Source organism: Mesorhizobium sp. M7A.F.Ca.US.006.04.2.1, from assembly GCF_004022915.1.
GTDB classification, from domain to species: Bacteria; Pseudomonadota; Alphaproteobacteria; order Rhizobiales; family Rhizobiaceae; genus Mesorhizobium; species Mesorhizobium ciceri.
Genome location: NZ_RZQA01000296.1, coordinates 1 through 6,787 on the forward strand (window position 1 = coordinate 1; position 6,787 = coordinate 6,787).

The 6,787-nt window shown below is 64.2% G+C and carries 6 protein-coding genes; 1 reads left to right on the top strand and 5 read right to left on the bottom strand.

What is annotated here, in order from left to right; all coding sequences use genetic code 11:
* A partial coding sequence (locus EN925_RS17105; protein ID WP_164894247.1) for an FAD-dependent oxidoreductase occupies nt 1-1,774 on the bottom strand: 1,774 nt, incomplete at its 3' end.
* 20 nt (nt 1,775-1,794) lie between these two features.
* Nucleotides 1,795-2,337, bottom strand: a complete 543-nt coding sequence (locus tag EN925_RS17110) for an XRE family transcriptional regulator (RefSeq protein WP_032807957.1) — start codon at nt 2,335-2,337, stop codon at nt 1,795-1,797.
* A gap of 225 nt (nt 2,338-2,562) precedes the next feature.
* Between EN925_RS17110 and EN925_RS17115 the strand changes: the two genes are divergently transcribed.
* Nucleotides 2,563-3,267 carry a nitroreductase gene (locus tag EN925_RS17115; RefSeq protein ID WP_063173710.1) on the top strand — a complete coding sequence of 235 codons (705 nt, stop codon included), beginning with the start codon at nt 2,563-2,565 and terminating at the stop codon, nt 3,265-3,267.
* A gap of 11 nt (nt 3,268-3,278) precedes the next feature.
* Here EN925_RS17115 and EN925_RS17120 read toward each other — a convergent pair whose 3' ends face one another.
* The 3 genes from EN925_RS17120 to EN925_RS17130 all read right to left on the bottom strand — a co-directional run.
* Nucleotides 3,279-4,721 carry an MFS transporter gene (locus tag EN925_RS17120; protein WP_127368930.1) on the bottom strand — a complete coding sequence of 481 codons (1,443 nt, stop codon included), beginning with the start codon at nt 4,719-4,721 and terminating at the stop codon, nt 3,279-3,281.
* A 173-nt stretch (nt 4,722-4,894) separates the two neighbouring features.
* Nucleotides 4,895-5,482 (bottom strand): sarcosine oxidase subunit gamma, encoded by a 588-nt coding sequence (locus EN925_RS17125; protein WP_127368929.1) that lies wholly within the window; start codon nt 5,480-5,482, stop codon nt 4,895-4,897.
* On the bottom strand, nt 5,475-6,787 hold a 1,313-nt coding region (locus tag EN925_RS17130; protein ID WP_245487234.1), incomplete at its 5' end, for a glycine cleavage T C-terminal barrel domain-containing protein. The genes EN925_RS17125 and EN925_RS17130, both read right to left, overlap by 8 nt.

Consider the following 6,787-nt stretch of genomic DNA (forward strand, 5'->3'; position numbering starts at 1 on the left):
GGGTCGAGAATTCCTCGGTCCGGTCGATCAGCTTGAACGGTGCGTCCTTGGGCATGCGCGACTTCAGCCATTCGAAATCATGCCACTGCGCGACCGCCGCGGTGATCAGCGTCATCAGGTTCTCGTCGTGACGCACGACGGACATTTCGGTGACGATGCGGCCCTTGTCGTCGGCGAAATAGACGAGACCGATGCGGCCTGGCTTCGGCACCAGTCCGGTGACCTGCAGGCTCAGCCATTCGGCGGCACCGGGACCATCGAGATTGAAGCGCGAGAACCCAGGCAGGTCCAAAATGCCGGCAGCGTCACGCACGGCCAGGCATTCCTCGCGCACACGATGCTGCCATGGCCCGTCGCGGCGGAAGGTCAGCGTGGCTTCCTCGGAAATGTCATCGCCGTCCTGCGCGTACCAGGTGGCGCGCTCCCAGCCATTATAGGCATCGAAGCGGCCACCGAGCGCCTTGATGCGATCGTGGATCGGCGACAGCTTGCGGTCGCGGCCTTCCGGCCAGGCATGGCGCGGGAACTGGATGGCGTATTCGTTGCCGTAGATCTCCATGCCCTTGGCGACGCAATAGTCCGGCGCCGCGGCATAGGAAGTGAAGCGGCGCGGGTCGCACGACCACATGTCCCATTCGGTCCGGCCCTCGGTCACCCATTCGGCCAGCACCTTGCCGGCGCCGCCACCCTGGGCGATGCCGAAGGTGAAGACGCAGGCCTCGAAGGCATTGGGAACGCCAGGCATCGGACCGATCAGCGGATTGCCGTCCGGCGTGTAGGGGATCGGCCCGTTGATCACCTTGGACAGGCCGGCCGTGCCAAGGATCGGCACGCGGGCGACGGCGTCGGCCAGATAATGTTCCAGCCGGTCGAGATCGTCGGGGAACAGCTGGAAGGAAAAGTCCTCCGGCATCGGGTCATTGTGGGTGGCCCAATGCGCGCGGCAATTGCGCTCATAGGGGCCGAGATTCATGCCGTTCTTCTCCTGGCGCAGATAGTAGGAGGTGTCGACGTCGCGCAGCAGCGGCAGCTTCTTGCCTTGTTCCTTCGACCATGCCGCGAGTTCGGGGATCTCCTCGAACAGGATGTACTGATGGCTCATCACCATCATCGGCACGTCGCGGCCGAACATCCGGCCGACTTCGGCGGCGCGGTAGCCGGCGGCATTGACGACGATCTCGCAGCGGATCTCGCCCTGTGCCGTCTCGACCACCCACTCGTCGTTCTCGCGGCGCACGCCTGTGACCGGGCAGAAGCGGATGATCTTCGCGCCCATGTCGCGCGCACCCTTGGCCAGCGCCTGGGTGAGTTGCGCCGGATCGATGTCGCCGTCGCTCGGGTCGTAGAGCGCGCCTTTCAGCTCATGCGTCTCGATGAAGGGATAGCGACGCTGGATCTCGTCGACACCGACAATGTCTATGTCCATACCCTGGTAGAGGCCCATGCCCTTGGCGCGCTGGAATTCCTGCATGCGCTCGAGCGAGTGGGCAAGGCGAAGCGAGCCGGTGACGTGATAGTTCATGGGGTAGTCGACCGCGTCGGCCAGCCCGCGATAAAGCTCGGTCGAATAGCGCTGCATGTTCATCAGCGACCAGGACGAGGAGAAGGTCGGCACGTTGCCGGCGGCATGCCAGGTCGAGCCGGAGGTCAGCTCGTTCTTTTCAAGCAGCACGCAGTCGGTCCAGCCCGCCTTGGCGAGATGATAGAGCGCGGAGGTGCCGACGGCGCCGCCTCCGATGATCACCACGCGCGCCGTGCTCGGCAAACCCGCCATGTTCTTCTCCAAACTTGAACTCAATAGACGGGTGGTGAAACCACCCAGATGACAATTGCCGGCTCGGCACCCGGATTGCGCCAGCGGTAGGGCTTGCCTTCGAAGCGAAAGGAGTCGCCCTCGCCAAGCCGATGCCAGACACCTCCGATCTCGATGTCGAACAGTCCGGACGCGACGTATCCGGCTTCCTCGGTCGGACGCTGCGCCTCGGCCTTCAGTTCCGCGCCCGGCGCGAAGACCGAACGCACCATCTCGAAGCTACCGCCGAGATCGGGCGACAGAAGCTCCTCCACCAGGCCGGATTCGCTTGTGCCAAGCGTGCGGCGCCTGCCGGCGCGCACGACCACGCCGCGCTCGCTTTCGACAGGTACGTCATGGCTGAAGAACAGGCTGATCGGCACGCCGAACAGTTCGGCGAAGGCCCTGAGGTCACCGAGCGACGGCGTCGACAGGCCACGTTCGACCTGGCTGACCCAGCCGACCGAACGGCCTAGCTTCAGGCCGATCTCGGCGAGCGTCAGCCCGCGCGCCTTGCGCAGGGCCCTGATGTCGCCAGCCAGCACGCGTTCGTCAGGTCCCTGCAATGTTCTTGCGGTAGTCGAAGGCAAAACGCTCTCTTTATGAAAAATCACCGGCAAATTTCATGAGAAATCAAGCTCATGAAAAAATCAAGCAGATTTTCACGGATGCACAAGATTTGCTTGCGCGATTTTGACGGTTCATGCAAAGGCTCCGCCGAGAGCGGCGAGTGGGGACGTCCGATCGAGACAAAGGGTAAGGGACGGCCCATGCTGGAAAATAACCCCCGAATCGAGGGCGATGCCGAGATTGTCGACGAGGCGATCCTGTCGCGCCGTTCGGTGCGCGCATTCCTGCCCAACATGGTCGAAGACGACATCATCCGCGCCATTCTGGCGGTTGCGGCGCGCGCCCCATCCGGCACCAACATGCAGCCATGGAAGGTCTATGTCACCAAGGGCGAGAGCAAGCAGCGGATATCGGACGCCATTCTCAATTCCGGCATTCGCGCCGAAAAAGCCGATTGGGACGAGTACCGGTATTATCCCACGCAGTTCTTCGAGCCGTATCTGACCCGCCGCCGCGCCAACGGTTTCGGCCTCTATGGCGCGCTCGGCATCGGTCGCCGCGAGGTCGACAAGATGCGCGCCCAGCACGACCGCAACTTCGTCTTCTTCGACGCGCCGGTCGGCATGATCTTCACCATCGATCGCCGCCTCAACCAGGGCTCATGGATCGACTACGGCATGTTCCTGCAGAACATCATGGTGGCGGCGCGGGGCAGGGGTTTGCATACCTGCCCGCAAGCGGCGTTCGCGCCCTATCACCGGCAGATCAGGCCGGTGCTCGACATTCCGGACGAGGAGATCGTCGTCTGCGGCATGGCGCTTGGTTATGAAGATACGTCAAAACCTGAAAACGCCTTCCGCACCGACCGCGTGCCGCTGCAAGAGTGGGTGACGTTCAGCGAATAAGCCAGCCAGCCTCATTCCGTGTTCATCTGTGCGCCGTGGCCGCTGACATGGGCGCCGTCCTGGGGCGTCAGCTTGAGATAGGCGAGCAGCGCGCAGAGCGTGATGACGCCCTCGATCACGAACAGGATGCGGAAATCGTCGGCGACGGCGGGGCCGCCGCCCGCCAGAAACGACAATGCCGCGGCGGCCAGGCCGACGCTGATCGCCACCGCCAGCTGCCATAATATGTAATAGAGCGCGCTGAAACGGGCGAGCTGCTCGGGCGCGATGTCGGAATAGGCGAGGTTGCCGGTCGAGGCCCATTGCGCGGAGCGGAAGACGCCGAAGACGAAGATGTAAGTGAGCACGATCCACACCGGCGTCGTCGCCTGCATCAGCGCGAAGCCGGCAACCAGGGCGGCGACGATGGGCGTGTTGTAGACCAGCACGCGGCGAAAGCCGAAACGGTTGAGGACACGCGGCATGAAGAACCGCATGGCCACCGAGCCGACCGCGGCGACGAAGGTCAGCGATCCCGCCTGCACCGCGCTCATCCCGAAGCCGAGCTGGAACATCAGCGGCAGCAGGAAGACGACCGAGCTAAGGCCGATCGTGTCCAGCCCGCCGCCGGTGAGGAACGAAATGCGGAAGGTACGGATGCGCAACAGCTTGAGATCGAGCAGCGGATTGCGCACGCGCAGGCAGTAGACCGAGGCGATGGTCAGGATGACGAGCGCCAGCGCCAGTTCGCCGGCGATGATGCCGCCCGCGGCGTCCTTGGCGGCAAGCGAATCCATGCCGAAGACCAGCAGGACCATGCCGCTGCCGACCAGCACGAAGCCCGGAAAATCGAACGGCGTGCGCACGGGCTTGGTCATCGTCGGAAACAGCGAGGCGGCAAGAATTGCCGCCGCCAGCGCGAACGGCACGTTGATGAAGAAGATCCAGCGCCAGGAAATGAAGGTGGTCAGCGCACCGCCGACGAGCGGACCGACCAGCGGGCCGGACTGGCCGGCCAGCGAGATGTACATGTTGATCTTGAGCGTTCGGCTGCGCGGAAAAGTCGACAGGATGACGACCTGGCCGAGTGTGCCCATCAAGGCGCCGCCGAAGCCTTGCAACGCACGCGCACCAACCAGCGTCCAGATGTTGTCGGACAGCCCGCAAAGCGCCGACGAGGCGGCGAACACCAGCAAGGCAAAGCAGTAGACGTTGCGCAGGCCGAAGCGGTCGGCGGCCCAGCCGCCAAGCGGCATCGAGATGATCAGGCTGGCGACATAGACGGTGATCAGCAGGCCGAGCTGGCTGGGCGGACGGCCGAGGCTTTCGCTGATGCCCGGCAGCGCGGTCACCACGACATTCTGGTCGAGGCTGGTCATGAACACGCCGCAGGCGACCGTCAGCGGCAGCAGGAGCAAGGCTCTGGCCGGCACATCGGCGCGATCCGTGGCGCCGGCGGATAGTTCTGCGGTCATGGAGATGTTCGAACCAAACGAATGTGCCGACTCTTGAACAAGGGATTTCATATCCCTGGGCCGGTTGGGCGGCCGCGTTTTCGCACCATGGGCGCCTGCGGCCTGATTCTCTAGCGGCAGAAACGGCTGGCGTTGATGCCAGAAGCAGGAGCGATGCGACCGTTCGGCGCCGCCTATTGCACCTCGTAGCCGACTTCCTCGCTGGCGTGGCAGAGCGCCTTCCAGAACGAGCGTGCAAACGAGCGGAAGACATAGATGTCGAACTGGTCGGCGCCGGTGCGCTGGATCTGGGCGAAGACGTCGTGATGAGCGGTCGAGCGGCCGGCGCCATTGGGAAAGGCCGGCAGCGAAAAGTCGATGGCGAAGAATTTCGCCAGCACCCATTCGGCCTTCGGCCCGGCAATGCGGATGGCGGTGCGGCCGTGCGAGAGATCGGTCACCGTGCCGATGGCCGAGGTCACCACCTTGGCAAAGGCAGCGGCCAGCCCTTCGGCCTCGTCGGCAACGGTGAACTTCCCCGGCGCGAAGCCGAACACTGACTTGACCCCGTCGCTCACTCCGCCGCCGGCGCCATCGGGAAGCGCCAGCCCGGTGACGGTGCGGATGGCTGCGATCAGCCTCTTCTCCTCGCCGGGCCAGGCGGCGAGCTGCACGATCGACCCCGGTCTCGCCTCGGTCAGGATGATCTCGACGCCATGCTCGAAATTGCCGTGCGAGCCGACGTGAAATTCCGGCTCAAGCGGGGATTGGTGCTCAACCATGCATGCGGCTCCCGTCCGGATCGAAGAAGTGATTGGAGACGATCTCGACCGGTCCGAACCGGTTGCGCAAGGGATCGGAGACGTGGGCGCGCGTGCCGTGCCGTGCCTTGCCGCCCTCGACCAGCGCCAGCGCGATATGTCTGCCGAGCGCCGGCGAATAGCAGCAGGCGGTGATATGGCCGATGGAGTCGTGCGGATTGGCTTCGTCAACCTCCTCGACGATGTGGGCGCCACCGTTGAGCGGCCGGTTATCGAGGGCGATCAGGCCGACCAGTTCGAGGCGGTCCGATGCGATCAAGCCTTCGCGGTCCATCATCGCCGAGCCGATGAACGGCTTCTTCTTCGACAGCATCCAGTCGAGATGCAGGTCGCGCGCCGTGGTGCGGCCGTCGATCTCGGCGCCGGTGACATGGCCCTTTTCGATGCGCATGGTGCCCAATGCCTCAAGACCGTAGGTGACCAGCCCGAACGGCTTGCCGGCTTCGACAAGCGCTTTCCAGACATGGGTGCCATGGCCGGCGCCGGAATAGACCTCGAAGGCCATTTCACCGGAGAAGGACAGCCGGCAGATCATCACCGGCACGCCTGATATTTCGCCGCGCACGATGCCCATGAAGGGCAAGGTGGCGTTGTCGACCGACGTGCCGGTGACACAGGCGGCGAGGATCTGCCTGGCCTTCGGGCCGCCGATCGCGGCACCTGCCCATTCGTCTGTCACCGAGGTGACGTGGACTTTCAGCTCCGGCCAGATCACGTCGAGGAAATATTCCAGATGCTGCATCACCTTGCCGGCGTTGGCCGTGGTGGTGGTCATCAGAAAATCCTGCTCGCCGAGCCGCCAGGTGGTGCCATCGTCGAAGGCGAGGCCGTCCTCGCGCAGCATCAGCCCGTAGCGGGCCTTGCCGACGGCCAGCGTCGAAAACATGTTGGTGTAGACGCGGTCGAGGAATGCGGCGGCATCAGGGCCTTGCACCGCGATCTTACCCAGTGTCGAGACATCGACGATGCCGGCGCTTTCGCGCGTCGCCTTGGCTTCGCGCACATAGGCCTGCTCGACCGTTTCGCCTGAAAGCCCATAGATCATCGGCCGGTACCAGAGGCCGGCGGAATACATCGTCGCGCCATTGGCCAGATGCCAGTCATGCATCGGCGTCAATCGTTCTGGCTTCAGGTCGCCAAAACGCTCGGCAGCCAGCGAGCCGATCGACACCGGAGCAAAGGGCGGCCGGAAGCGTGTCGTGCCGACCTCGGGGATCGGCTTGCCCAGCGCCTCGGCCATGATGGCAAGGCCAGGCACGTTGGAGC